This window comes from Lachnoanaerobaculum umeaense (assembly GCF_003589745.1).
Taxonomy (GTDB): domain Bacteria; phylum Bacillota; class Clostridia; order Lachnospirales; family Lachnospiraceae; genus Lachnoanaerobaculum; species Lachnoanaerobaculum umeaense.
The window spans coordinates 1,762,605-1,786,613 of sequence record NZ_CP032364.1; the positions used below are offsets into that span (position 1 = coordinate 1,762,605).

Consider the following 24,009-nt stretch of genomic DNA (forward strand, 5'->3'; position numbering starts at 1 on the left):
TTTCATATCTTGTTTCAGCATTCTTTATTCTTCTACAAATACTCCTAAATCTTCTTAAATAATTATAATTCTTCTACTTTACTATTTTTAACAATGGAGGCATAATATAAGAATGAATGCGAAAATTAAAAACTTTAAAAAAACAACTCTAATATTTTTTTTGACAATTATTACCATAATCAGTTTTCCGCTAAAGACTTTTGCATATGTGGATTGGCCCACAAATGTAAATGTTCTCTCAGAAGGTGCCATACTGATGGACTCCGACTCCGGTGCTGTGCTATATGGTAAAAACATCCATGAACATTACTTTCCGGCAAGTATTACAAAAATTTTGACAGCCCTGGTAGTAGTGGAAAACTGTAATCTTGATGATATGGTAACATTCTCAAAAAATGCAGTATACAATGTTGAAGCCGGCTCTTCAAGTGCCGGTCTGGATGTAGGTGATACACTTACTGTGAGGGATTGCTTATATGCTATGCTCTTGCAATCTGCAAACGAAGCGGCAAATGCCTTAGCTGAATATACAGGTGGAAGCATTGAGGGGTTTTCAGATATGATGAATGCTAAAGCAGAAAGCCTTGGCTGTACAGATTCACATTTTGCGAATCCAAGTGGTTTGAATAATCCTGAGCATTATACCAGTGCCTATGACTATGCTTTAATAAGTCGTGCAGCATTTCAAAATCCTACTGTTACAGAAATAGCTTCAGCAACTTATTATAATCTTCCACCTACCAGCAGAGTGCCTACCGGTCAGACATTATACAATCATCATGGTATGCTTAGAAAAAATTCCGGTAACTACTATCAAAATGCTATTTGTGGAAAAACAGGTTATACCACTTTGGCAGGAAATACCTTAGTCACTTATGGCAGAAATGACCATATAGGGCTAATTACAGTAGTTTTAAATGGAAATAAAACCCATTATACAGATACACAGGAATTGATGAACTTTGGTTTTAGTAATTTTAAAAATATAAAGCTAAATTCGTCAGGAATTACTACAAATTTTTCAAGTAATCTTTCACTGATACCAAACTTTAATGAATATACTATAGAACCTGATGACAATGCTTCAATAACATTGCCAAATGATGCAGATATAAATGATGTAAGCTCAACTATGGACTTCGAAGCTGATCCCAATCAGCCTAAAAATGCACTTTGCAGAGTTGATTATAGCTATAATGATTATCCAATCGGTTCAGTCTATATTGTTGCCACCAAAAATGTAAATTATGTACCTGATGAAGAAAAGGTAGTGCAAAATGAGACTGAATCTGATGAACAGGTCACTAGAGCAGAGGAAAAGAAGCCGCTACAAAGCTTCACAAATATAATGTTTAGTATTTCAAAAAGAAATATTATCATTGCCTCTTCCATAGGGGGTTTTGTTCTTCTATTAATAATTATCATTTTAATAAGATTACATATAGCAAAGAAGAAAAATAATTTTAGCGATCGTGAACTTCGCATATACAATCTTTTAAAAACCGGCTGGAGCGCCTCAGATTGTGGTATAAGTGAAGAAGAAGCAAAAGATATAATAGAAAAGCACTGAAAACAGTGCTTTTTGTATTTCTTTAAGAAATTGTAATATATGTTTTCTCAATTCACTTGAATTATTCTTCATCTAGCTATACAATCTATAGACGAAAGTTATTACAAAAATAAATTTGGGGCGATATTATGAAAAAATTAACTGAACTTTTTAGAAAATACAGGCATGCTTGGGTCTTCCTATACAGCTTTATATATTTATCATGGTATATGTATCTGGAAAGAACCATTGTAACAGAGTATCATATAATGTATACAAAAATTGATGATTGGATTCCATTCAATGAATTTTTCATTATTCCATATTTTATATGGTTTTTATATGTAGCATTTATGCTGATGTTCCTATTTTTTAAGGATGTAGATGAATTTTATAGATTTGGGTTATATCTGGCCCTTGGAATGAGTATATCACTCTTTATATGCCAAATCTTCCCAAATGGCACAAATCTAAGACCCACAAATTTGGACCCTAACAAGAATATATTTACACATCTGGTAGCTTTTATCTACAAAACTGATACTCCTACCAATGTATTTCCAAGTATTCACGTTTTTAACTCCATTGCAACTCATGTAGCTATAGTGAGGTCAAAATTCTTTTACAACAATATGAAAGTAAAAGTAGTTTCCTTTATCATCATGATTTCAATCTGTTTGTCAACATTATTTTTAAAGCAGCACTCATTCCTTGATGTGGTAGGTGCTACAATACTCTCCTATGTAATTTATCAACTTATCTATGCAAAGATACCATTGCCTGTAGGCCATAGTGATAGGGAGGATATAAGAATATAACATTATTATGTCGTACTTTTTTGTACGGCATTTTTGTGTTTTCAAAATATTATTTTAAATTTTTTTGATCAGTATTGATATAAATGTTATTTCATTGTATCTTTATACTAATAAATATATGGGAGATTATATGAGACTTTTGATATGTGAAGATGAAGAAGATATTTTGAACGGACTTGCCAAAGGACTTCGCAAGCTCAACTACTATGTAGACACAGCTATGGATGGGGAAGAGGCACTTTCTCTTTATTTTGAGTCGGAATATGACCTTATAGTTCTTGATTTAAATATGCCTAGGCTAGATGGTATTGAAGTTTTAAAAGCTATAAGAGAAGACAACCCTGATACTAAAATTATTATACTATCTGCCAGAGATTCCTTAAATGATAAAGTGCTTGGACTGGATCTAGGTGCAAATGACTACCTTGTAAAGCCTTTTCATTTTAGAGAATTGGAGGCAAGAATAAGAGCCCTTTTGCGTACCTCATATAATAAGAGTGATGATATCATAAGGCTTGAATCTCAGGATATAACTATATATCTAAATAAAAAGCAAGTACAAAAGAATGGTGAAAATATACCACTTACTCCTAAGGAATATGCTATATTTGAATATCTATGCCTGAATAAAGATGCTTTGATTTCTACAGATGAGCTACTTGAACATAATGTTGATATGAATGCAAATGATACTTCAAGTGTAATAAAAGTCCATATAGCAGCTATAAGAAAAAAACTTGGAAGTGATGTTATAAAAAATACAAGAGGAATGGGATATACTGTAAATGACTAGTATATCCCATTCTTCATAATCCTATATATAAATATCAGTCAAATCAGATCTAAGCCTGATTTGCTAATAAGTCCTCAACTATCTTAGTAAATCCATCCAAGTCTCTAGCTCCCTGTATACTACCTACAATATTTCCCTCAGAATCTACAAAGAATGTAGTAGGAAAAGCCATAAGGCTCATCACAAACCCTTCTGTAACACCCTCAGGTACTATATTCTGGTAAGTAACATTATTCTTCTCAATAACTTCCTTTACAGCGTCCATATCACTTCCTGCATCTTGGGCTAAACCGATTACATTCACATTCTTATCCTTCATGTTCTCATATAGCTTTTGTAGCTCCGGAATCTCTCTAACACATGGACCACACCAGCTTCCCCAGACATTTACCACTGTAAGTTTGCTGTCTTTAAATACATCACTACTGATATCTTCACCTGTAACTGTCTTTGCAGTGAACTCCGGAAACTTCACTTCATCTTTCTTTGAATCAGCCTTCTTAGCCTCTTCTTTTTTTGACTCACCTGTTTTTGTATCTTCAGCCTTTGTATCTTTCTGCTTTGTATCCTCAGTTTTTGTTTCTTCTGCTTTTGTATCCTCAGCTTTTGTGTCTTCCTGCTTTGTATCCTCAGCTTTTGTTTCTTTCTGCTTTGTATCCTCAGTTTTTGTTTCTTCTGCTTTTGTATCCTCCTGCTTTGACTCTGTATTTGTTGTAGCCTTATTACCTGCACTACATGCACTTACTCCGGCCATCATCAAAGCCAAGCCCAAAACTAATATTTTCTTCTTCATATTTACTCCTTATCTGTGTTATATCATTCATTTAGTAAAGTTAAGGTTAAGAAAATCAGTATTGTATTCCATACTTCCCTTAACAAGCGAAACTATACCATTTAAGTTAACATATTTATTTTGCATTTACAAGTAATATTTACTTTAATATTACAACTCTATTTGTCTGTATCTTAGGAGTATCCTTACTTCCAACGGTAAGCATAAAGTTTTCTGACCATACCAGAACTTTATCACCTTTTTTAATATCTGAAAATTCTACTTCTTCTCCTGTTGAGGACAATATCGGTTTTACATTCTTATCAACACTCCATTTAGCATTATTTAGAGTGTCCATTAACTCTATTCTACCATCTGACTCCTCAATACCTTCTATACTATCTGTATACATAGGCATATGTAAATCGTCAGTCACATTAGTCAATACTACATATGAGTTTACCTGTGGTGGCATACTTGTCATATACTCAGGTGCGACCCAGGCATATATCTCATCACCCTCTTTTGGTGCATCACTTACAAGACCAGTAGTTATATCTACAAACTTTATAGCTGAAGCATCTAAAAGCAAATCAACTTCGTCCGCAACTTCATCCCCTTCTTTACTCTCCTCACTACTCTCCACTTCATTGGTTAAATATGATATTCTCTCTATACGTATGGTATCATCAGTAATAGATTTTACATTTCCATTTTCAGCACCCGGTAATAAAGGCATATTTGAATTCATATCCACACTCATTCCCGCCTTATCTGCTTCAACGCTATCCTGTACAACACTTTCCTGTACATCTTCTTTTGTTTCTTCACTTTTTACATTGCTTCCACATGCCATCAGTAAAGAGGCCGACATTGCAGCAACAATAAGTTTTTTTAAATTCTTTTTCATAAATCTCTCCTTCGTATTATATTAATTTATCCAATACCTATGCATTCAAGGCATATATTTACAGCTTTTTTTAGTACTACCAGATGTTCATCTCTAATTACTCCGGCAATAATCATTACAACTCCAATACCTAATGCCATGTATGGAATTATCTTACTTTTTTCAGCATTCTTCATCAAATCTTTCATATATTATTCTCCATTAAAATCTATTCTAAACTCCACAAATTTATCCTTTTGACTATTTACTCCAATATGAAATTTGTGTTTATTTATAATTTCTCTGGTTATCGCAAGTCCAAGACCACTCCCACCATATTTTTTTGATCTTGATTTATCCACACAATAGAATGCATCAAAAATCTTTTCAAGATCATCCTCAGGTATACTAACACCGAAATTTTTTATACTGAGTATATTATTTTCAAGTTTTATTTCAATATTTGCATCCGCCTTTGAATACCTTATAGCATTATGTATCAAATTAAAAATAGCCTGCTTTAATAAAACTTTATCCGCCTGTATATAAAAATCATTATTAATGCTTATATTTATTGTCTGTCTCTTATTTACTATATCATTTTTTAAATCAGTCAGTATATCATCTATAACTGTTTTCAGACAAATCTTCTCAATATTTATCTCCTCACCACTGCATAAGGTTCTCAATCCCTGTACTATTGAGCTCATCATTTCTATTTGCCTCTCAACTACTGATACAAAATCTTTGTAATCATCTATTTTCGGCTCATCATCCATTTTTAGAACTTCTAAATTTGTCTTTATAGCTGATACAGGTGTCTTTAACTCATGTGCTGCATTCTGAGAAAAGCTCTTCTGTCTTTGATAAGATTCCTTTATATTTTTTAGCATATGGTTAAATGCAATTTGTAACTGTCCAACCTCATCCTTGCTTCTTACCACTGATATCTCTTTATTTATTTTATTTATATCCAAATCCTTTATTTTATTGGTGAATATATTCAAAGGCTTCAATACCTTTCCACTGACATACCACATCAAAACTGTTCCTACTATTGAACAAAAAACTGTTATATAAAAACAATTTATCCTAAATGTCTCTTGTGCCAATTCCATGTCCAATTGAAAGAAGTTTTCTCCACCATTATTAGAAACATCTACACTATCCGGTATTATAAAAATCGTAGAAGCATTTCCTATATTTATAAAAAATGATACCAAAGATATTACACAAAGTACTGCTCCGGTAACCAAGGTAAGCTTTGCACGTATAGACAGTTTATTCCACATTAGCACATCCTCTGCAATTCCCACTACATGACTTTACTTCTTTTTTCTTTCCAAGACCTGCGTATGACATTATAAGTGCATCATGTCTGCATGCTGCAGTACAAGCACCACATCTAATACATTCTAAAGAGTTTGGATTGGCTCTGACATCTATGTCCATCTTACAAGACTTTTCACATAATCCACAATTTACACATTTGTCAGGTAAAAACTCCATCTTATAAAATCCTATTTTATTGAAGAATGAGTAGAATGCTCCAAGTGGACAAATATATTTACAAAATGGTCTGTATGTGAATATTGATAACCCCAATATAACTACCAAGAGGCTGAGCTTCCAAAAGAATAAAAATCCTATTGTCGCTCTAAGTCCTTCATTTTTTGCCAGTAATGGTAATGCTCCTCCAAGTGTTCCGGCAGGACATATAAGCTTGCAAAAATATGGTGCTCCAAGTCCAAAAGCATTTGTCAAAAACATTGGGAGCAGTATTACAAATACTAGAAGTATTCCAAACTTCAAATATCTAAGGCCTCTGTCAACCTTATCAGGCACTTTAAACTTTGGTGTTGGTATCTTATATAATAAGTCTTGTATAAATCCAAATGGACAAAGCAGTCCACATACCAATCTCCCAAAAAGTGCTCCTATAAGAATCATTATCCCAAAAACATAATATGAAATACTAAATTTCTTACTTCCTATCACCGCCTGCAATGAACCTATAGGACATGAGCCAACTGCACCCGGGCAAGAATAGCAGTTTAATCCGGGAACACATGCTACTTTCGTCTTTCCGGTATATATTCTGCCCTCAAAAAAGCCCTTCAAATTTGCATTTGTAGCCAGAGTAGCTACAGCCTGTATTATATTCTTCTTTTTCTCTTGAAATCTCGTGTATTTATTCTCAAAATACTTCATCTTACTCTCCTACATTTAAGCTTTTGTATATATTATCATGTTTAAGGTTAAGATTGAGTAAATGTTCGCAATAAAAATAACCCTACAGGATTTAGTTTTATCCAATAGAGTTATTTATAATCATTCCACCAACTCAGGTCTACCTTTTTTGATTTTAAATCTCTGCTCTTTTATATTTACACTTTTATTTTTTCCAATATTGACTCTTAGTAGCATTCCTTCATCTGTACCTTTTTGTATCTGTTTGTCAAACACACAATTTCCTATGCTATAGTATATATATTTGCCATTATAGACCTCGCTCCCCTGTATTACATGTGGATGTGTTCCCACTACAAAGTCTGCACCACCGTCTATTGTATCTCTTGCCAATTTTTTTTGCATATCTCTTGCAAATGGTTCATACTCTACTCCCCAATGAAAATATACTATCTTAAAGTCAGCCTTCAACTTTTTAAGATCAGTCTTGACTCTTTCAGATTTTAAATCTTCAAACTCTGAAAGATAATTTATATTTGGATTATTCTCATTATATACCATGCCTTCAGGTGGAAATAAGCTGTATGCTAAAATACCTACTTTATAACCATTCTTTTCAAATATATAACTCATATTTGAAGAGGCATTCTCACCGGCACCCACATATGCAATGCCGGCTTTAGTAAGTGCATCCATAGTATCTCCAAGTCCTTCAGATCTGTAGTCCATAGTATGATTATTTGCTAAATCACATAGATCAATACCTGCTCTCTTCATAGCAAATGCATTTTCACTGTTTGCCTTAAATACAAATCGTTTTGCTTTATTTGCACCTCTTCCATAGGATGTAATAGGGCATTCTAAATTTACTATTGTAAGATCATCTGATAAAAAAATATCTTTTACATTTTCATATGGATAATCATATCCTTTTTCATTTAAATATTTATCTAATCCTCTTGAAAGCATGATATCACCTGCAAAAGTCAATTCAATACTTATATCTGATTGTATTAAAGTAAATCTATATATAACAGCACTACCTATTATTATAAAAATAACTGACAAAAGAATATATTTTCTTATCTTTAACATCCTGAGCTATATGGTTCAGCAGGAGTTATCAACTCCTGTCCCTTCTCTTCTTGCATATAATCTTCTACAAAAGGTGGTCTATCAGGAGGATTTGACAGTCTGTTTTGCCACTCCTCATCAGTCATTCTTTCTTCATTTACAAACTCAAAATAGTCAAATACAGCCCCTCTGGTCAAATAAAGTTTTCCATCTATAGGAACAACCACATATATTTCAGCCGCTTTTCCAACACCTACTTCAAGATATCCCGCACCATTAACAGAATGAATATCTGCTATCTGTGCCATATTTTTATCTGTGTCGGACTCTATCCTATACCAATCGGAAGTTCCTGCAATACTGCTGCTTAGATACTCCAGCGTACCGCCATATGTCAACAATGTGTCATACTCTTCAAATGTAAGCTTTTCCCCATTCAACTCTTTTATAGAGCAATTTTTTAGAAATTCCAAAAGTTCAATTATACTTTCACATTTATACTTTGTATCCTCACCTATACCATTTCTTTGTGAAAGTCCATCCATAGTTTGTTTTGTAAGCCATATAAGTCTATTATAAAATTCTACATTAGGTTCCACATATCCTATAAGTTCAGGTGGTATATCATCTCCACCACATTCTACACCGCTTTGGGCACCATATAATATCGTATCATGCCTAAGCTCTGCCCAGCTTCCAAGTGCTGTTACAAGTGATTTTGTCTCCCAAGCTTCATTTCTCATAAAACCTGGATAGCCCTCAGGGAAGCTTTGATTTAAACTCTCCAATGTAAACAACCATGAACCATAGATATTCTCAGTCTTATCAGAAATACTTCTCTCATCAAACTCTTTTTTTACAGCACTATATTCTTTATCATATTCCGGCCAATCTTTTGAAGGCTCATATAATGAATCCAGTATTTCCTCAGCTCTTTCAGATCCAAGTACTGCCATAACATCAAGTCCGCTTGGAAAAGGTCTAAGCTCATTTGATAGTCTATTTAAAATTTCAGAATCAGGTATATATCTCTGTCCCATAAATCTAAAGCAGAGTCCTATAGAGTCATCCTTTATTTTAGCCTCTGTCAACTTATCAAATTCATTGTAAAGATCATCCATTCCATCTGCTATATCCTCAGGCTCAGGCATTTCTCCATATACTTCTTCTACGATAGTGGCAAACTCCAAAGGATTTAAATCATTTGTACTTCCTACAAAAAACTCTGTAATAGAATATATATCCTCCCACAGATCCATACCGCTTTCATCCGGCAATTCTTCCAATGCTGTTGTAGCAATAACCGCCATAGCTGCACCATCTTCATTTCTCTCTTTAAAGCTGTCATAGATAATAAAAGGTACAACACCATACATACTCATTGTTTTAAAATAATCTGTAAGTACATCCGATCTTGTGTAATGACCTCTAACCTTAAACAGACTGTAATCAACATCAGTACCTGTTATTGAAGATTCACTTTCTATCTCAGACTTTATATTTGAATAATCCTCTTCCACCATTGAGTTTATTTCCCTTGGCAAAGATCTACTCATTCCCTCTCCCAACAGCTTTTCACATAATGCAAAATATGCCAATGTTCTCCCCACAAGTTCTTTACTCTTTTCATCACTTGTTTTCTGATATTTTTCATATAAAGCGTCTACCATATTTGCATTTAGCTGTTTTAACTCTATATAAAGCTTATCAGACTCAGTTTCTCTAAGTGTAAAATCATAAAATATATGATATAACTGCAATACTGAATCGGTAGTTACAAAGTTAGGTATTTTATTATAGGTATTACTTTCATATATATAGAAAAGCTGTTCCTCATCGGTAGGATTTACTACAAATCCGTTTTCCTCAATCATTGCTCTTTGTTCTGCATTCAAATTTCCAAACTGAGCTATATTTTCAATATTTGACAAAGAGCTTTGTATCTTAATGTCCGGAATATTTGCACTTATATTTATTGGAGTATATTCTCCATTTCCGGTATAAAATTCCTTAACCTTTGGTAATTCATAGTCTAAGTTCTTTGCGATTACTGTATTATGCTTACTCTTATTTTTCGGAGTATCATACCCGACTTTCACTCTTTTGTTATTCACATCTATTTGGATATTACATCCGCTTGAGGTCAGGATAAGTCCAAGAACAAGTATTAATGATATAAATCTTTTTTTCATATATTCCCCTTTCTTATTTTTATCATTCAATCAATATAGTTTTGTTTTCTAACTTCACCTTCCTTTCATTTCCATCTACAATGATCTTCAATTCATCACTTTTATTGTCAAATTGCATTTTTTTAAACTCATCATGGCTTTGTGTAAATAAACTAAATCCAAATCCTTCCCATTTATATATGGCTAAAATACGATTCTTATTCTCCAGTACCTCTATTGCTGCCAATTCTGATATGCCGTCCCCATCCATATCTGACAATATAAAATCATCAAATGGTCTGGATAATCTTGAGCCCAACCAAAGCGGTACAAGTTTTTCGGATTCAAAATTGTAGAAAAAAGGTCTCTTTGCCAATGCATTATGAAACTTTACTTTTTTATACATTACAATACTGATATCCATTCTGCCGTCACCATCTACATCACCCAACTGTATTTTAGAAGGCTTTATATCTGAAAAGTCAAAACTGTAATCAGGCTTTTCCCCAACTGTTACCTTATCATTATCTATACTAAAATCTCTATATATATCAACAAATTTACCACAGTCTTCACCTGTAGGCAGTTTTCTCCTCTCTCCGCCATTACTCACAGCTAGAAGCTCATCTACTCCGTCTGCATCTATATCTCCTATACAGTATGAAACAATGTTAGGATTTGATATATTTGATAATATCGGCTTACTACAAGATGATAGTACAAGGATAATACAGTATAATATAGCTATCTTTATTATATAATTTTTCATATATTTCCTCTTACTAACCAATGAATATAATAATATTATAATTCTTATATTACTTTTTTACAACAAAAATAGACTCCCTATGGGAGCCTAAGCAAAACATAAGCCGGGTTATGTATTAAACGGTCATCTATCTGGTCCTTATGTTACCACAAGGCTCTAGCAACCTACCTGAACGTCGGACGGGCAGCCCTGTTCGCTTTGGTCTTGCTTTGGATGGGGTTTACACTGACCCCATATGTTACCATATGAGCGGTAGTCTCTTACACCACCTTTTCACCCTTACCTTTCGGCGGTTATTTTCTGTTGCACTTTCCTTGGAGTCGCCTCCACCGGATGTTATCCGGCATCCTGCCCTATAAAGCCCGGACTTTCCTCACACTTGTGCGACCGTCTGTTTTACTAGAAAATACTTTAACATTTGAAAATGGTTTTGGCAAGTTTTTATTATAAAATCACTAAATTCCTTCTATATGGATTGCAAAGCTTCTCTCCATATTTCTCAAAATATACTGAATTATACAGAAAGTCTGAATATATATTATTTTCAAATATACTAAAACTCTGTGGGCTTAAAATATCCTTTGTATTGCTCATTTTACTGATAATCGGAACCTTACTTCGCTTTTTTAATTCTGTTAGTAACTCTCCGGAACTTTTCTTAAATCCCAAAAGTAAAGGATAAGAAAAAAAATATTTATCTGCCTTTAGTTCTTGTAAATCTTTCTTTTTATGATTTAAAAATAGATGAAAGATAGCTCTACTTATTCTGGTGTATGTAAAATTTTTACTTTTTAAATTCAGTATAAAATCTCCATAGTGCTTATTTTTAAGTTCGAATATATTTTTTTCTATAGTATTTGCAAGTTCAACTGACACATCACAGTAATTCGATAAAGCTTCTTCACGACTGAGTTTTTCTAATATATTTCTCTGTATTGTAAATAAAAAATCATCATCAAATATTGGCTTACTACTTTTAAAAAGTCTAATATTTTCCTCAGGTATTGAAGCTTTTATACTCTCAGTATTTACTATTTCATTATTATCACTATATTTTGCCTCACCTAACAATCTCCTTATAGCAGTGGCTGATGAAAATTTATTTTCTTCAATTTCCTTTTCATGATATCCACTTCCACTTCGACTTATTATAATCGGCTTTAACCCAGACGCATTTAATTTTATATTCTTTAAATATTCTATTGCCAATATATTATTGGGGGAAGCCAATATACTTTCAATTTGATTTAAATCATATCCGGAATCTTCATAAAAAATCTCAACTATTGCCCTATGTCTTGCTTTAGCATAGTTTAACCCTTTTGACATAGATTCTTTTATACTTCGTTCAAGTCCTTCCTCAATAAGTACATTAGCTACTGCGTTAAGTAGATCATAGTCATTATTTTCTGCACCGAAAGATATATAATCTACACCTAATATATTTAACAGACTTATTCCAAATGCAGCAAAATCCGGGGCACTTGCACAACTGAATATAGACGGTATTTCAAATACCGCATCCACTCCTCCATTTAATGCCATCTTAGTTCTTATTCTTTTATCAAATATAGCAGGTGCGCCTCTTTGTACATAATTCCCACTCATAATCGCCACTACATAGTCAGCACCGGAAATTTCCCTTGCTTTTTCTATTTGATATTTATGTCCATTATGAAAAGGATTATATTCTGCAATAATCCCTAATATCTTCATATTCACCTCTACAAAAAAAGCAATCAGTCTCCTGATTGCCAACAAAATATTTTAGATAACATCACTCATATCATATAGTCCTGCTGTCTTTCCCTGCAAGAATTTTGCAGCAGATATCGCACCATTTGCAAAAATCTTTCTGGAATATGCTCTGTGACTAAGTGTTATGACCTCATCCTCACCTGCAAAAATCACATCATGATCTCCAACTATAGTACCACCTCTTACAGATGACATACCTATTTCATCATTTCTTCTTGGTTCATGTCTGTCACTTCTGTCATAAATATATGACAATTTTTCACTCATGTTTTCATTTACAGCATCTGCAAGTAAGATTGCTGTACCGCTTGGTGCATCCAACTTTCTTCTATGATGTGCTTCAACTATCTCTATATCAAATCCTGCAGCCTTAAGTGTCGGAGCTATGTCAGCTAAAACTTTTGATAAAAGATTTATGCCCAAGGACATATTTGCTGAACGAAGTATTGCAGTACTTTCTGAGAGTTTGTTGATTCTCTCAATCTGAGCTTCACTAAGACCTGTAGTACAAATCACTGCCGGTATTTTTTTTTCTTCTATAAAGTCCAAAAGATTGTCAACAGCCTTTACAGAAGCAAAATCAATTATGGCATCTGCCTCGATGTCAATTTTTTTTATATCATCAAATATCGGAAATCCAAGATCTACATCAGTATTTAAATCAACTCCTGCCACTATATCCATATCGGAGTCTGCGGCTATAAGTTCAGTTACAACTTTACCCATAGCACCATTGGCACCGTTTAATATTATTTTTGTCATTATAAAATACCATACTCCTTCATAGCCTTAGCCAAAGCATCTTCATGTGCCTTTTCCATCTGTGTAAGTGGAAGTCTGAGCGGGCCTACATTCTTTCCCTGAAGATTCATAGCTGCCTTTACAGGAATGGGATTAACTTCTGTAAAAAGATTCTCTATAACATCAAGTGCTTCTATTTGCATCTTTCTTGCCTTAACAAAGTCTCCGTCAAGTGCAGCTCTACACATATCATGAGTCTGTCTTGGTGCTACATTTGATAAAACTGAGATAACACCCTTTGCACCTATACTCATAAGCGGTACTACCTGATCATCATTACCTGAGTACATATCTATATCAGAACAAAGTCTCAAAGTCTTTATAGCATTTGTAAAATTTCCGCTTGCCTCTTTTACACCCACTATATTTGACACATTATTAACCAGATATGCGATAGTTTCCGGCTCAATATTAACACCGGTTCTTCCCGGAATATTATAAAGTATTACAGGTATATCAATAGCATTTGCTATTGTTTCGAAATGCTGTATCAATCCTTTTTGTGTAGCCTTATTATAATATGGTGAAACTACAAGTACTCCATCAGCACCATACTCCTGTGCCTCTTTTGAAAATTCCACTGCTGTTTCTGTAGAATTTGAACCTGTACCTGCAATTACCGGAATTCTTTTATTTACTATTTCAACAGTTCTCTTTATAACCTCTAAATGTTCTTCAATTGTAAGAGTTGAAGCTTCACCGGTGGTACCACAAGATATAATACAATCTGTACCACCTGCTATCTGCTCCTCTAATATTTCTTCTAATTTATCATAATTTACACTAAAATCTTCATTCATTGGTGTTATGAGTGCAACACCTGCACCTTCAAATATAGCCATAAAAGCCTCCTAACTACTTTGTCTTTTCTTTCTAATATTCTCTGCATCTGAACCGACATATCTTGCTTCAGTTTTTGAATATGCAAACTTTTGTGAACTGTAGAGTCCATAATAGCCGGATAATACAAAACTTACGCCTACTACTATAGCATAATAATTGATTCCTAGGCTACCACAAAATTCTATTCCCATAAAAATAGATGCTATTGGACAGTTAGTAACCCCTACAAAGCAGGCAATCATTCCACATGCAGTACATAGGTCAAATGGTAAGCCAAAGATCTTTGCAAATGCCCCACCAAATGTTCCACCTATAACAAATGTTGGTACTATCTCTCCACCTTTGAATCCGCCCCCTAGTGCCACTGCGGTGAAAATGATTTTCATAAGAAATGCTTCATATCTCACATCCCCTTCCATGCTTTTTTCTATCAGCCAAAATCCTCCACCATTATAATCTCTACTGCCTGAGACTATAGTTAATATTATAAATAAAACTGCAGCAGCTACAATCCTAATATAATGATTTTTAAAATATTTTTTATAAATGTCTGCACTCTCATGCATTGCTACAGAGAATAATATTGCTACTGTTGCAGTGAGTGCCGCAAGTAATATCATAAATAGTACCATTCTAAGGCTCCACTCAGGTGCAACTTCCAGTATAAACTTCTCTTCAGGTGTATGTAAAAGTCCCGCTACATATACTGCGACATATGACGAAAGTAAGCATGGAATAAGTGCCGCATGGTACATTACACCTACACTGAACATCTCCATACTGAATATGGATGCTGTAATAGGAGTACCAAAAAGTGCCGAAAAACATGCAGCCATTCCACACATAACTGCGATATTTATATCTGCCTTATCTGAAAATTTGCTCTGTCCAAGCTTTAATCTTCTTCCTATAAAGCTTCCGATACTTCCACCTATCTGTAGTGCCGCTCCCTCTCTTCCTGCACTTCCTGAACCCAAATGAGTCAGGAAGGAGGAAATATAAATAGAGGGTGCCATCTTTAGTGGCAATCTCTCCCCTGATGATATCGAATCAATTACATAGTTTGTACCTCTTGGATTGTCTGCATTTATAAAATGATACAGTGCAGCAATCATAAGTCCAAACACTGGCATAAGATAGAGTGTATAGCTATGTGTTTTCCATATTTTAGTAGCAAAATCTATAGCATGTCCAAAGCTTGAGCCTGCAATTCCAACTACTATACCTATTATAACTGAAACTATACCCCATTTTACACAATATATTATATTAGTCTTAAAATGAAACTTATTAAAAAATCCTTTGAAGTCTACTTCAAGCATTATATGTCCCCTTGCTCCTTACAAGTTTTGGTCTGTACCCCTCTTTATTTAATCTCTCCACTATCTGGTTCTTATGTTCTGTTCCATAAGCTTCTATAGTAATTCTAAGTTCCACTGCCGCATTTCTATTTATGCTGATAAACTGATTATGCTCAAGCTTAATAACATTTCCTCTCTCACTTGCCAAAAGATCTGCCACCTTTGCAAGCTCACCCGGCTTATCCGGCAAAAGAACTGAAACTGTAAATATTCTATCTCTCTCAATAAGACCATGTTGTATCAAAGATGCCATAGTGATAACATCCATATTTCCGCCACTTAATATAGCAACTATCTTCTTTCCCTGTACATTCAAATGCTTTAGGGCTGCTACTGTAAGAAGGCCCGAATTTTCAACTATCATCTTATGATTTTCCACCATATCAAGAAAAGAGACTATCAGCTCATTGTCATTGATGGTTATGATATCATCTATATTTTCTTTGACATATTTAAATACCTTATCTCCGGGTGTCTTTACTGCAGTACCATCAGCTATAGTATTGGCTGAATCAAGAGTTACTATATGTCCCTCTTTAATAGATGATTTCATACATGCCGCATTCTCAGGCTCTACACCTATAACATGTATATTGGGATTTAACATCTTAGCCAATGTAGCCACTCCGGCACAAAGACCTCCACCGCCAATTGGTACCAAAATTATATCTACAGTAGGCAACTCCTTAATTATTTCCATTGCAATACTGCCCTGTCCTGTAGCTACTGTCAAATCATTAAAAGGATGTACAAATGTTGCACCACTTTCTTTTGCATATTCCATTGCCTTTGTAGCAGCCTCGTCAAATACATCACCATATAGTTCAACATTCGCACCATAGTTTTTAGTTCTATTTATTTTTATAAGAGGTGTGGTGGTAGGCATAAATACTGTAGCCTTTATTCCTGAAAGCTTTGCTGCATATGCCACACCCTGTGCATGATTACCTGCTGATGCTGTCACTATTCCCTTTCGCTTTTCTTCCTCTGATAGAGTTGATATCTTATAATACGCTCCTCTTACTTTATATGCACCTGTATACTGCATATTTTCAGGCTTAAAGAAAACCTTATTGCCTGACTGTTCTGAGAAGAATTCACTAAATACAAGTTTTGTCTCAGATGTCACCCTTTGTACAAGCTCACTTGCCTCTTCAAATTTTTCTAATGTAAATTCCTTCATTATTGCCTCGATTCTATTTCATATAATATAATAGCTTTCTCAGCTTACTCATTACTAAATAGTGCATCTACAAATTCTTTTGAATTGAATTTTTGTAGATCATCTATCTTCTCCCCCACACCTATATACTTTACCGGAATTGAAAGTTCAGCCTGTATTGCTACAGCTATACCGCCCTTGGCACTTCCATCCAACTTTGTCAGTATAATACCTGTTATATTTGCAGCTTCATTAAATACTCTTGCTTGCTCCAGAGCATTTTGACCTGTAGTACCGTCAAGTACCACCAAAGTCTCCCTATAGGCATCCGGATATTCTCTTTCAATTATTTTATTTATCTTTTTCAGCTCTTCCATAAGATTTTTCTTATTATGTAGTCTTCCGGCAGTGTCCACTATCATTACATCTGTATTTCTTGCCATTGCAGCCTTGCATGCATCAAATACTACAGCTCCGGGATCTGAACCTTCATTTTGTGCAATTATATCCACTCCCGCTCTCTTTGTCCATTCCTCAAGCTGCTCTATAGCTGCCGCTCTAAAGGTATCTGCCGCCACAACCAACACCTTCTTACCATCTTTTTTTAACTGACTTGCAAGTTTACCTACAGAAGTAGTCTTTCCTACACCATTTACACCAATAACAAATACCACAGATTTTCTGTTTTCAAACTCATAGGCATTTTCACCCAAATCCATTCTCTGCTTTATTGTATCAATAAGTACATCCTTACACTGTGCAGGTAAATTTATATGCTCTTCCTTAACTCTTTTTCTAAGCTCTTCTATGATATCTGTAGAAGCTCTTATTCCGATATCTCCCATTATAAGAGTTTCTTCAAGTTCCTCATAAAAGTCTTCGTCAATTACTTCATATCCTAAAAAAACATTTTCTATACCGCTTACAACGGCATTTCTTGTCTTTGTAAGGCCTTCAACAAGCCTTGAAAAAAAGCCTTTTTTCTTCTCTTCCATTCTAACTCCTAATTATCTAATTCATTCTCTATAAGATTTACAGAAACAAGTGTTGAAACTCCTTTTTCCTGCATTGTTATACCATAAAGCCTGTCAGCTGATACCATTGTACCACGCCTATGTGTTATTACTATGAACTGTGTATGGTCTGTAAGTTTATGTAAATATTTTGCAAATCTATCTACATTTGAATCATCCAGGGCAGCCTCAATCTCATCCAAAAGTGCAAATGGTGAAGGCTTCAAATTTTGTATTGCAAATAAAAGTGCTATAGCTGTAAGTGCCTTCTCGCCACCTGAAAGTTGCATCATGTTTTGAAGTTTCTTTCCTGGCGGCTGTGAAATAATGGCAATACCAGCCTCAAGCATATCTCCCTGCTCTTCAAGTGCCAACTTACCACTACCTCCTCCAAAGAGTTCCTTAAATACTTCATTAAATTCATTTGCTATCTCATCAAACTTTTCAGCAAACTGCCTCTTCATAGCCATATCCAGTTCTTCAATAATCTTTATCAAAGTACCTTCCGCCTCCAAGATATCTGAATGCTGTCTTTTCATAAGTTCATATCTTCCTGAAACTTCATTATAGTCTGAAATAGCATTTACATTTACATTTCCCAAAGCCTTTATCTTTGTTCTAAGTCCCTGTATCTGTGATCTTATATCATTTAGACTCATACCCATATCTGTTTTTAGTTCTAAAGATGAATTATATGTAAGCTCATATTCATTCCACATATAATTGGTACGCTCTGAAATCCTCTCTTCAGACTTCTCTATCTGCCCTTTCAATCTATAGAGATCTCTGTCAAGAAGTGAAACCCTGTCACTGTAAGTATCTCTATTTTCAAATATCTTAATTTGTGTTTTACTCTTTGTATCCTTAAACAAAGTAAGCTCTTCTTCTTTTTTCTTCAGTTCCTCTATCCTTTGTGACAATTCCTGTACAGTTTTTTGTTCTTCTTCAATCCTTAAATTCTTCTCATTTATATTTTTTATAATATCCTCAGCCCTACCCTTTAGACCGGATTTTTCAGATATGAGAGTCTCCATATCAACCTTAGTTCTGCTCACGTTTTTATCACTGAATTCAAGGCTTTGTGATATACCTGCTTTTTCAATCTTGAGAGAATTAAGCTTATTAACTATATCCTCTCTTTTGGTTCTTTGATTTTGAATCTCTTTTTCAAGAGATTCTATATCCTGTCCCACTTTTCCAAAATCTTCTCCTACGTTGATAAGAGTATTGTCAAGTATCTTTGTCTCATTTTCTATTTCCAAGAGTTCATTATCTATATTTTCAAAGTCCTTCTGCACTGATATTGATGCAGCCCTAAATTCTTCAAGCTTCTCTACCAAACTACTCTTTCTATGTTCTATATTGTTTTTTTCAATAATGAGATCCTGATTGTTTCGTCTGTTTTCATCAAGCTTTTTATCTATAAATGTTCTCTTTTCCTCAAAAGCTTCCATCTTGTCATTTGCATCTGTATAGTTTTTCAAAAGCTCTGATATCTCGGCTTCTACTTCATCTATTTCCCTCTTTCTACCAAGTAGATTTCCGGCACCTTTAAATGCACCACCACTGATAGAACCTCCCGGACTTAAGGACTCACCATCAAGTGTAACCACTCTGTATTCGTATCTGAATTTCTTTTCAAAGGCAATAGCATTATCTATATTGTCGATTACTACAATTCTTCCAAGTAAACTTCCCACCAGATTTTGATATGCCTTATCGTATTCTACAAGATCAGAAGCTATACCTATTACTCCCTTTTCTTTTAGAAATTCCTTGTTTGAAAATGTTGAGTTTCTAACGGAAGTCAATGGTAGAAATGTAGCTCTACCATATTTGTTCTTCTTCAAATATTCTATCAATATTTTTGCAGTATTTTCAGAATCTATAACTATATTTTGGATTCTACCACCTAGCGCGGTTTCTATAGCCAGTTCATAATCTTTTGAAGTTATAATAATATCTGCAACAACTCCATGTATACCACCGATTCTGTCTCTGGTCTCCATGATTTTTTTTATGGAATTACCATATCCATCATATCTTTCTGCAATATTTTTTAATGATGTAAGTCTTGCAGACTCTCTTTGATATTTGATTTGTAGATCTGATGCCACCTTTGAAAATCTGGTTATTTCGGCATGAATAGATTCATTTGTATTTTTTAATTCCTCTCTTTCAGCTTTAGCCTTATTTATAGCATCATTTATTGCAACAAGATTTTTATCTTCTTCAGCTATTTTTATCTCCAGAGTATTCTGACCGGTTTTACTTTCCAAAAGTCTTTGAGTCATTTGAGATTTTCTAAGCCTTACCTGTTCTAAAATACCCTTATATCTTTCTTTTTTTGCTCTTAGATCAGCATTTTTAGAAGTAAACTCTTCTGAAGTCTGCCTTAAACTTTCAAACTTCTCTATAAGTTCATTTGTATTTTTATCAATATCTTCAAGTTCTACAAGGATTGCAGATTCTGTTTCAGTAGCTTCTTTTAACTTTTTTTGTAGGAAAGCTTTTTCTTCCTCAAGAGACTCAAGCTCTCTTTTCTTTTTTTCAATATCACTATCTATATTCTCATTTCTTAATGAAAGACCCTCATTATTTCTATTTTCAGAATTTATTTGTTCTTTCAAGATCTCAATATTTGAAGTAACCTCCTGTAATCTAATGCTTGTACTACTTCTGATATTCTTAACTTCATCAAGCTCTTCATCTATCTTCTTCAAATCAACAGTAATATTTTCATAATCCACTTTTGATTTTTCAAGTGCCTCTTTTGCATCATTTAAATCATCTGAAAGCAGTTTTTCTCTTTTTTTATACTCATTAAGATTTTGTGATATACTGTCATACTCCATTATATAGCTGTTTACATCATAAGTCTTTAACTCCTCACGTAGATTTAAAAACTCTTTTGCAACCTTTGCCTGCCTTTCAAGAGGACCTACCTGCTTTTCCAGCTCTGTAATAATATCATTTACTCTTATGAGGCTTTCTCTCTCAGATTCCAGCTTCTTCAATGCTAATCCTTTTCTTCTTTTAAACTTGGTAATACCTGCAGCCTCGTCAAAAAGTTCTCTTCTTTCTTCCGGCTTTCCGTTTAATATCTTATCTACCTGTCCCTGACCTATTATAGAATATCCATCCTTACCGATACCGGTATCAAAAAAAAGCTCACTGATATCCTTTAGTCTACAAGCAGATCCATTTATCATATATTCGCTCTCTCCTGAACGAAACAGTCTCCTTGATACTGTTATCTCTTCAAAGTCTATATCCAACTTATGGTCAGAATTGTCCATAGTTATTGCAACATATGCAAAGCCTAGAGGTTTTCTGAGCTCTGTACCTGCAAATATGACATCTTGCATATTTCCACCTCTAAGCTGCTTTGCACTCTGCTCTCCAAGTACCCATCTTACTGCATCTGATACATTACTTTTTCCTGAGCCATTTGGCCCGACAATACCTGTTATTCCATTGTGAAAATCAAATACAATTTTATTTGCAAAGGATTTGAATCCTTGAATTTCGATACGCTTTAAATACATCCTTCAATTTTCCCTAATTTTTTCAATGCTTCATAGGCTGCTGCCTGTTCTGCCGACTTTTTACTTACACCTTCTCCAACACCTATTGTTTCACCGTCAATTTTTACTGCCACTACGAATTTTTTCAAATGATCAGGTCCCTCTTCTGATAATAGGACATATTCTACAGATTTAGAATCCTGCGACTGAATCACTTCCTGCAAGATAGTCTTGCTATCATAAAAGAAGACTTTATTTTCGTATTCATTTAAAATGAACTTTAAAATCACCTCTTTTGCATTAGCAAAACCACCATCCAAATAGATACTCCCTATGACTGCCTCAAATGTATCACTTATAATACTTGGCCTCATTCTTCCACCAGTATGTTCCTCACCTTTTCCAAGCTTTAAAAACTCACTAAGTCTTATATTTTTTGCACAGTCCACCAAAGCCGGTTCACATACAAAGCTGGCTCTTATTTTTGTAAGTTCTCCCTCAGGCTTTTCCGGATAAACTCCATAGAAAAATTCACTGCTGACAAGCTCTAATACCGCATCTCCCAAAAACTCTAATCTTTCATTGGAACCGTTCTTTCCAAGCTGATGCTCATTTGCATAAGAGCTATGTGTAAGTGCCTGCTTCAAAAGTTCATTATTCTTATACTCATATCCTAATAATTTCTGTAATTCATTTAAATTATTATTCATATAAACCCTCTACTATCTCTAATTTTATAAAAGAGGCTATTTAACTTGGAGCTACCGTTCTGTAATATAATAGCTTTTATTTTACAATGCTATATGGATTGTAAAATCAAAAGATTATACATTTATACAGAGCAGTAGGCAAATTAACAATAGCCTCACTATCTCTTATCTAAAGGAGTCAGTTGCCTTCTTTATTTCTTCTACTGCATCATTTACAGTGTGTATATTCTCTGCAACTTCCTGAGGTATCTCAAGTTCAAACTCCTCTTCAATACCTGTAATGATCTCAAACAGATCCAAAGAATCAGCTCCCAAATCATCTACAAAAGAAGAACTAAGTTCTATTGTACTCTCATCAATATTCAAAACCTCAGCGATAATCTTTTTTAATTTCTCAAACTCCATTTTTTTCTCCATTCTAATTTTTTATCATTTTCTCTCTTATAATATCACTCAAAGCTTCTTCTTTAAAGCTCTTGCATTGCAAAATTGAATTACAAATTTCATTTGCTTTTGAATTCCCATGCGCTTTAACAACCAAGCCATTAAGTCCAAGTAGTGGTGCTCCGCCGTACTCACTTGCATCAAATGACTTTAAAGTCTCCTTCAATGATGACTTTATTATCATTGCACCAATCTTTGTAAAAATATTCTTTGTCAGTGCTTCTTTTATTTTGCCAAGTAATGTAGAACCTACACCCTCATATAGTTTAAGTATTACATTACCTACAAATGCCTCACACACTATAATATCAGCTCCGCCTTTTGGTATCTCTCTGGCTTCCACACTGCCTATAAAATTGATATCTTCACATTCTTTCAAAAGCGGCATAGTCTCTTTTACAAGAGCATTTCCCTTTTCTTCTTCTGCCCCTATATTTACAATACCAACTCTAGGTTTTTTTATACCTATGACTTTTTCCATATACAAAGAGCCTATTCTTGCAAACTGTACCAGATGTTCCGCTCTTGCATCCACATTTGCACCGCAGTCAATAAGTAAGGAAACTCCCTTTTCTGTTGGCAAAAGTGGTGCCAAAGCCGGTCTAAGTATTCCCTTTATTCTACCTACTATAAGCTGACCACCTACAAGTACTGCACCTGTACTTCCTGCACTAACAAAGCCGTCTGCCTTGCCTTCTTTTACAAGATTCATACCTACTACTATAGAAGAATCCTTCTTAGCTCTGATTGCTGCTACAGGTGCTTCTTCATTGGTTATAACCTCTGTTGAATAGACTACACTGCATCTATCCTCAAACTCTTTTATTATCTTTCCTTCTAAAACCTCCTTCTTTCCCACTAAAATCACTTTAATGTTTTTATCCTTTTTTAAGGCATCAAATGCCCCTTTTATTATCTCCTCAGGCGAATAATCTCCGCCCATTGCATCTAATGCAACTGTAACCATAACACACCTCGAAAGTAAGTTTTAATTTCATCCTGATACCATTGTATCATATATGAATAGAAAAATATTCGCAAGATAAAATTACTAATATGAAAAATATTTTTATTATATTTACCACAAATTATTTTTTAGTCTATTAATTTTTATAGCTATCCTTTAATATAGTAAGTCCTTCTTCACGCCACAGATAAACCGCTCTTGCATCAAGAAGTTTTTTTATGATAATTCTACCCTTTTCTTCTAAGGCTACCCCCTCTTCTCCAATTGGAGTTATAACCCTATTGTCCTCTATGATACATTCCACACCATCATGATATAAATCTTGCAAAAAACTTTTATAATATTTTATTTTTTCAAATTCCTCTTCAAGTTTCTTATCTACTATTAAATATATCATC

General features: G+C 34.2%; 22 protein-coding genes and 1 other RNA gene. 3 read left to right on the plus strand and 20 right to left on the minus strand.

All coding sequences use genetic code 11. The features are described 5' to 3' along the window. Positions 1–112: 112 nt before the first annotated feature. From D4A81_RS07995 to D4A81_RS08005, 3 genes are all read left to right on the plus strand, one after another. Positions 113–1,570: a D-alanyl-D-alanine carboxypeptidase family protein gene (locus D4A81_RS07995; protein ID WP_111524389.1), complete on the plus strand. Its 1,458-nt coding sequence runs from the start codon at positions 113–115 to the stop codon at positions 1,568–1,570. Positions 1,571–1,698: 128 nt separating this feature from the next. After that, a complete protein-coding gene (locus D4A81_RS08000) occupies positions 1,699–2,367 on the plus strand; it encodes a phosphatase PAP2 family protein (protein ID WP_111524388.1) in 669 nt (222 codons plus the stop codon). A 130-nt stretch (positions 2,368–2,497) separates the two neighbouring features. Continuing rightward, positions 2,498–3,160 (plus strand): response regulator transcription factor, encoded by a 663-nt coding sequence (locus tag D4A81_RS08005; RefSeq protein WP_111524387.1) that lies wholly within the window; start codon positions 2,498–2,500, stop codon positions 3,158–3,160. 49 nt (positions 3,161–3,209) lie between these two features. Here D4A81_RS08005 and D4A81_RS13480 read toward each other — a convergent pair whose 3' ends face one another. From D4A81_RS13480 to D4A81_RS08100, 20 genes are all read right to left on the minus strand, one after another. After that, positions 3,210–3,953 carry a TlpA family protein disulfide reductase gene (locus tag D4A81_RS13480; protein WP_242977610.1) on the minus strand — a complete coding sequence of 248 codons (744 nt, stop codon included), beginning with the start codon at positions 3,951–3,953 and terminating at the stop codon, positions 3,210–3,212. Positions 3,954–4,092: 139 nt separating this feature from the next. Further along, positions 4,093–4,842 carry a hypothetical protein gene (locus D4A81_RS08015; RefSeq protein WP_111524386.1) on the minus strand — a complete coding sequence of 250 codons (750 nt, stop codon included), beginning with the start codon at positions 4,840–4,842 and terminating at the stop codon, positions 4,093–4,095. Between the two features lie 26 nt (positions 4,843–4,868). Next, entirely contained in the window at positions 4,869–5,030 is a 162-nt protein-coding gene (locus D4A81_RS13145; RefSeq protein ID WP_162902564.1) for a CD1871A family CXXC motif-containing protein, read from the minus strand. A 3-nt stretch (positions 5,031–5,033) separates the two neighbouring features. Beyond that, entirely contained in the window at positions 5,034–6,113 is a 1,080-nt protein-coding gene (locus D4A81_RS08020) for a sensor histidine kinase (RefSeq protein ID WP_111524385.1), read from the minus strand. Beyond that, entirely contained in the window at positions 6,103–7,032 is a 930-nt protein-coding gene (locus D4A81_RS08025) for a 4Fe-4S binding protein (protein ID WP_111524384.1), read from the minus strand. Before D4A81_RS08025 ends, D4A81_RS08020 begins: the two co-directional genes overlap by 11 nt. Positions 7,033–7,152: 120 nt before the next feature. After that, positions 7,153–8,106, minus strand: a complete 954-nt coding sequence (locus tag D4A81_RS08030; protein ID WP_111524383.1) for a CapA family protein — start codon at positions 8,104–8,106, stop codon at positions 7,153–7,155. Continuing rightward, positions 8,100–10,277: a DUF3160 domain-containing protein gene (locus D4A81_RS08035; protein ID WP_111524382.1), complete on the minus strand. Its 2,178-nt coding sequence runs from the start codon at positions 10,275–10,277 to the stop codon at positions 8,100–8,102. The genes D4A81_RS08030 and D4A81_RS08035 overlap by 7 nt, the downstream gene beginning before the upstream one ends. Before the next feature lie 22 nt (positions 10,278–10,299). Further along, positions 10,300–11,025 carry a hypothetical protein gene (locus D4A81_RS08040; protein ID WP_111524381.1) on the minus strand — a complete coding sequence of 242 codons (726 nt, stop codon included), beginning with the start codon at positions 11,023–11,025 and terminating at the stop codon, positions 10,300–10,302. Between the two features lie 84 nt (positions 11,026–11,109). After that, positions 11,110–11,428, minus strand: an RNA gene (gene rnpB / locus D4A81_RS08045) — RNase P RNA component class A. Positions 11,429–11,469: 41 nt separating this feature from the next. Beyond that, entirely contained in the window at positions 11,470–12,741 is a 1,272-nt protein-coding gene (locus tag D4A81_RS08050) for a tRNA(Met) cytidine acetate ligase (RefSeq protein WP_111524380.1), read from the minus strand. A 51-nt stretch (positions 12,742–12,792) separates the two neighbouring features. Continuing rightward, positions 12,793–13,545: a 4-hydroxy-tetrahydrodipicolinate reductase gene (dapB, locus tag D4A81_RS08055; protein ID WP_111524379.1), complete on the minus strand. Its 753-nt coding sequence runs from the start codon at positions 13,543–13,545 to the stop codon at positions 12,793–12,795. Then, on the minus strand, positions 13,545–14,426 hold the full coding sequence (gene dapA, locus D4A81_RS08060; RefSeq protein WP_111524378.1) for a 4-hydroxy-tetrahydrodipicolinate synthase: 882 nt from the start codon (positions 14,424–14,426) through the stop codon (positions 13,545–13,547). The genes dapB and dapA overlap by 1 nt, the downstream gene beginning before the upstream one ends. Before the next feature lie 9 nt (positions 14,427–14,435). Continuing rightward, positions 14,436–15,749, minus strand: coding sequence for a chloride channel protein (locus D4A81_RS08065; protein WP_111524377.1), 1,314 nt, complete (start codon positions 15,747–15,749; stop codon positions 14,436–14,438). Then, positions 15,742–16,971, minus strand: a complete 1,230-nt coding sequence (gene ilvA, locus D4A81_RS08070) for a threonine ammonia-lyase (protein ID WP_111524376.1) — start codon at positions 16,969–16,971, stop codon at positions 15,742–15,744. Before ilvA ends, D4A81_RS08065 begins: the two co-directional genes overlap by 8 nt. Before the next feature lie 44 nt (positions 16,972–17,015). After that, positions 17,016–17,945, minus strand: coding sequence for a signal recognition particle-docking protein FtsY (ftsY, locus tag D4A81_RS08075; protein WP_111524375.1), 930 nt, complete (start codon positions 17,943–17,945; stop codon positions 17,016–17,018). An 8-nt stretch (positions 17,946–17,953) separates the two neighbouring features. Then, the gene (gene smc, locus D4A81_RS08080; protein WP_111524374.1) at positions 17,954–21,511 is read right to left on the minus strand and encodes a chromosome segregation protein SMC; all 3,558 of its coding nucleotides are present in this window, start codon (positions 21,509–21,511) and stop codon (positions 17,954–17,956) included. Then, on the minus strand, positions 21,502–22,200 hold the full coding sequence (gene rnc / locus D4A81_RS08085) for a ribonuclease III (RefSeq protein ID WP_111524373.1): 699 nt from the start codon (positions 22,198–22,200) through the stop codon (positions 21,502–21,504). Before rnc ends, smc begins: the two co-directional genes overlap by 10 nt. A gap of 165 nt (positions 22,201–22,365) precedes the next feature. After that, positions 22,366–22,605, minus strand: a complete 240-nt coding sequence (gene acpP / locus D4A81_RS08090; RefSeq protein WP_111524372.1) for an acyl carrier protein — start codon at positions 22,603–22,605, stop codon at positions 22,366–22,368. A 13-nt stretch (positions 22,606–22,618) separates the two neighbouring features. Continuing rightward, complete coding sequence (gene plsX, locus D4A81_RS08095) at positions 22,619–23,611, minus strand: phosphate acyltransferase PlsX (protein WP_111524371.1); 993 nt, start codon at positions 23,609–23,611, stop codon at positions 22,619–22,621. 136 nt (positions 23,612–23,747) lie between these two features. Continuing rightward, entirely contained in the window at positions 23,748–24,008 is a 261-nt protein-coding gene (locus tag D4A81_RS08100; protein WP_111524370.1) for a hypothetical protein, read from the minus strand. Position 24,009: the final 1 nt, after the last annotated feature.

What these genes read in the sequence shown, in the direction of transcription:
- D4A81_RS13145 (WP_162902564.1), bottom strand. Translation starts at nt 5,030, where the DNA reads ATGAAAGATTTGATGAAGAATGCTGAAAAAAGTAAGATAATTCCATAC.
- D4A81_RS08050 (WP_111524380.1), bottom strand. Translation starts at nt 12,741, where the DNA reads ATGAAGATATTAGGGATTATTGCAGAATATAATCCTTTTCATAATGGA.
- D4A81_RS08035 (WP_111524382.1), bottom strand. Translation starts at nt 10,277, where the DNA reads ATGAAAAAAAGATTTATATCATTAATACTTGTTCTTGGACTTATCCTG.
- rnc (WP_111524373.1), bottom strand. Translation starts at nt 22,200, where the DNA reads ATGAATAATAATTTAAATGAATTACAGAAATTATTAGGATATGAGTAT.
- D4A81_RS08000 (WP_111524388.1), top strand. Translation starts at nt 1,699, where the DNA reads ATGAAAAAATTAACTGAACTTTTTAGAAAATACAGGCATGCTTGGGTC.
- ftsY (WP_111524375.1), bottom strand. Translation starts at nt 17,945, where the DNA reads ATGGAAGAGAAGAAAAAAGGCTTTTTTTCAAGGCTTGTTGAAGGCCTT.
- D4A81_RS08040 (WP_111524381.1), bottom strand. Translation starts at nt 11,025, where the DNA reads ATGAAAAATTATATAATAAAGATAGCTATATTATACTGTATTATCCTT.
- acpP (WP_111524372.1), bottom strand. Translation starts at nt 22,605, where the DNA reads ATGGAGTTTGAGAAATTAAAAAAGATTATCGCTGAGGTTTTGAATATT.
- D4A81_RS08005 (WP_111524387.1), top strand. Translation starts at nt 2,498, where the DNA reads ATGAGACTTTTGATATGTGAAGATGAAGAAGATATTTTGAACGGACTT.
- D4A81_RS08025 (WP_111524384.1), bottom strand. Translation starts at nt 7,032, where the DNA reads ATGAAGTATTTTGAGAATAAATACACGAGATTTCAAGAGAAAAAGAAG.
- D4A81_RS08030 (WP_111524383.1), bottom strand. Translation starts at nt 8,106, where the DNA reads ATGTTAAAGATAAGAAAATATATTCTTTTGTCAGTTATTTTTATAATA.
- smc (WP_111524374.1), bottom strand. Translation starts at nt 21,511, where the DNA reads ATGTATTTAAAGCGTATCGAAATTCAAGGATTCAAATCCTTTGCAAAT.
- dapA (WP_111524378.1), bottom strand. Translation starts at nt 14,426, where the DNA reads ATGGCTATATTTGAAGGTGCAGGTGTTGCACTCATAACACCAATGAAT.
- ilvA (WP_111524376.1), bottom strand. Translation starts at nt 16,971, where the DNA reads ATGAAGGAATTTACATTAGAAAAATTTGAAGAGGCAAGTGAGCTTGTA.
- D4A81_RS08100 (WP_111524370.1), bottom strand. Translation starts at nt 24,008, where the DNA reads ATGATATATTTAATAGTAGATAAGAAACTTGAAGAGGAATTTGAAAAA.
- dapB (WP_111524379.1), bottom strand. Translation starts at nt 13,545, where the DNA reads ATGACAAAAATAATATTAAACGGTGCCAATGGTGCTATGGGTAAAGTT.
- plsX (WP_111524371.1), bottom strand. Translation starts at nt 23,611, where the DNA reads ATGGTTACAGTTGCATTAGATGCAATGGGCGGAGATTATTCGCCTGAG.
- D4A81_RS13480 (WP_242977610.1), bottom strand. Translation starts at nt 3,953, where the DNA reads ATGAAGAAGAAAATATTAGTTTTGGGCTTGGCTTTGATGATGGCCGGA.
- D4A81_RS07995 (WP_111524389.1), top strand. Translation starts at nt 113, where the DNA reads ATGAATGCGAAAATTAAAAACTTTAAAAAAACAACTCTAATATTTTTT.
- D4A81_RS08020 (WP_111524385.1), bottom strand. Translation starts at nt 6,113, where the DNA reads ATGTGGAATAAACTGTCTATACGTGCAAAGCTTACCTTGGTTACCGGA.
- D4A81_RS08015 (WP_111524386.1), bottom strand. Translation starts at nt 4,842, where the DNA reads ATGAAAAAGAATTTAAAAAAACTTATTGTTGCTGCAATGTCGGCCTCT.
- D4A81_RS08065 (WP_111524377.1), bottom strand. Translation starts at nt 15,749, where the DNA reads ATGCTTGAAGTAGACTTCAAAGGATTTTTTAATAAGTTTCATTTTAAG.